The sequence below is a fragment of the Vreelandella indica genome (assembly GCF_037070225.1).
Classification (GTDB): Bacteria; Pseudomonadota; Gammaproteobacteria; order Pseudomonadales; family Halomonadaceae; genus Vreelandella; species Vreelandella arctica.
The window spans coordinates 1-2,263 of sequence record NZ_JBANSO010000074.1 but is presented as its reverse complement, the minus strand read 5'-3'; the positions used below and the strand labels follow the sequence as shown (position 1 = coordinate 2,263).

The 2,263-nt window shown below is 63.3% G+C and carries 2 protein-coding genes; both read right to left on the bottom strand.

Going from position 1 to position 2,263, the window contains the following annotated elements; genetic code table 11:
• Positions 1 to 36: 36 nt before the first annotated feature.
• Positions 37 to 792, bottom strand: a complete 756-nt coding sequence (gene istB, locus V8L71_RS20495; RefSeq protein ID WP_022522218.1) for an IS21-like element helper ATPase IstB — start codon at positions 790 to 792, stop codon at positions 37 to 39.
• Positions 793 to 806: 14 nt separating this feature from the next.
• The coding region (gene istA, locus V8L71_RS20490) for an IS21 family transposase (protein ID WP_336275317.1) at positions 807 to 2,263 on the bottom strand (1,457 nt) is incomplete at its 5' end.

Below are 2,263 nucleotides of genomic sequence, written 5' to 3'. Positions count from 1 at the left end.
GCCTTCACGCTGGAGAGAGTTTTGTACGCTGAGCGGTCACGATGGGTCAACCGATTCCGTTTTTTGTGCGTTGGTTTTTCTCAGTGATTCCCCTTTCAGATTGAGTCGGTGAGCGCCGTGCAGGAGCCGATCCATGATGGCGTCTGCCAGCGTGGCGGAGCCGATGTAGTCATGCCAGTGCTCCGTGGGTAACTGGCTGGCGATGAGGGTGGAGCCCCGCCCGTGTCGGTCTTCGATTACTTCCATCAGGTCCTGCCGCTGCTGCGCCGTGATCTTCTGCATGCCCCAGTCATCCAGGATCAGCAGGTTGGTCTTCAGCAACTGGTTCATCAGCCGACCGTAGCTACCATCACCGTGCGCGATGCGCACCTGCTCGAACAGGCGCGGCACTCGCAGGTAGCGCACCGAGAGGCCTTGCCGGCAGGCCTGATTGCCCAGGGCACAGGCCAGCCAGGTCTTGCCGCAACCGGTAGGCCCGGTGATGCACAGGTTCAGGGACTGGCGGATCCAGTCGCTGCTCGCCAGGGCCGCCATACGCGAGCGTTCCAGTCCCCGGGGATGACGGTAATCGATGTCTTCGATGCACGCCGGCACGCGCAGGCGGGCGGCCTTGAGCAGCCGGTCCAGCCGACGGTTTTCCCGGTGCAGCACCTCCCGATCCACTAACAGGGCAAGGCGTTCCTCGAACGCCAGGTCGTGGGTTTCCGGTTGGGCGCGTTGTTGTTCCAGGGCATCGCCCATGCCCGTCAGCTTGAGGTGGCGCAAGGTATCGAGGGTGTTGTGCGTTAGCATACGTTTCTCCGGGATCAGTGGTAGTAGTGGGGGCCGCGAACGTTGGTGTGAACCGGCAGCTCGGTCAGTTCCGGTGGCTCCTCGACCAACGGCAGCGGTAACTGATCCAGCCCCTGCTTCAGGATCGAGGTGATGCTCTGGTAACTGGCGGAGTGGATGGCCAGCGCCCGGGCACAGGCCTGCTCCAGGCGATCACGACTGTAGCGCCGACTAAGGTTCAGAAGTCCCAGGCAGGCGCGGTAACCATGTTCCGGATGAGGCCGATCCTTGAGCTGCTTCTGCACCACGCCCAGCGTGCCGGGGCCGATGTCATTGGCCCAGTTCAGGAACCGTCCCGGTGACCAGTTCTGATGGGCCTGGTGCGATTTAGGCATGTGTTCAGTCAGGGTGGCGAAGCGGCCCTTACCATGACGAGGATGTAGCGCCACTCGCTGCCCTTTGTGCATGACCTCCACGGAGGTGTCGGTCACCCGAACGTCCAGCTTCACCCCCACCAGGGCGTGGGGCACGCTGTATAGCCGCTTCTCGATCTCGATGTGATAGTCGATACCCGGCCGTGCCTTACGCCACTCGGCGTAGGTGTAGGGCGTGGCGGGGAGTGGTCGTAGTGCCGGTCGGTCGAGGGCATCGAACAGGCTTTGACGACTCTCTGTCCGTCCTTGGAACGGGCGCTGGTTCAGCGCTGGTAACAACGCGGCGATGGCGGCGTTCAACTCGGCCAGAGAGAAGAACGTCTGGTGCCGTAACCGGGCCAGGATCCAGCGCTCGACCAACAGCACGGCGGCTTCAGCCTTTGCCTTGTCCTTGGGCTTGTAGGGACGCGCGGGCAGCACCGCCGTCTGATAGTGAGCAGCCAGTTCAGCGTAAGTCTCGTTGATCTTCGGGGTGTAACGGTCCGCCTTGGTGACCGCTGCCTTGAGGTTGTCCGGAACCAGCAGTGCCGGCACCCCGCCGAAGAACGTCAGCATCCGTTGGTGGGAGGCGATCCAGTCCGGCAGGCTCTGGCTCCCGGTGGCCTCGGCGAAGGTGTAGCTGGAGGCGCCAAGCACGGCGACAAAGACCTGGGCCTGACGCATCTCTCCGGTGCTCCGGTCCACCACCGGCACGGTCGGTCCGCAGTAATCGATAAAGACCTTCTCGCCGGCCCGGTGAACCTGGCGCATGCTGCGCCGTTGCCGCCCCCGCCAGAGCCGGTAGTGGTGGCAGAATTGGCTGTAGCGGTAGGCCTTGTCGCCGTGGCGTTCCGTGTACTCGGCCCAGAGCAGTTGCAGGGTAACGCCCTTGGTCTTGAGTTCCTGATGAACCTGGAAGTAATCCGGCTCAGCAAAGCGTGAGGGCGGTGCCTTGACGGGGAACAGCCGTGCTTCCAGCCAGGCCTCATCAGCATCCTCGGGCAACGGCCAAGTGATGCCCTTCGCCTGGGCCTGGCTGACGTACTTGCCGACCACGCCTTTGGAGAGACCACAGGCGC

Excerpts from the sequence above, each read along its gene's own strand:
- istB (WP_022522218.1), bottom strand. The coding sequence starts at position 792 with ATGCTAACGCACAACACCCTCGATACCTTGCGCCACCTCAAGCTGACG.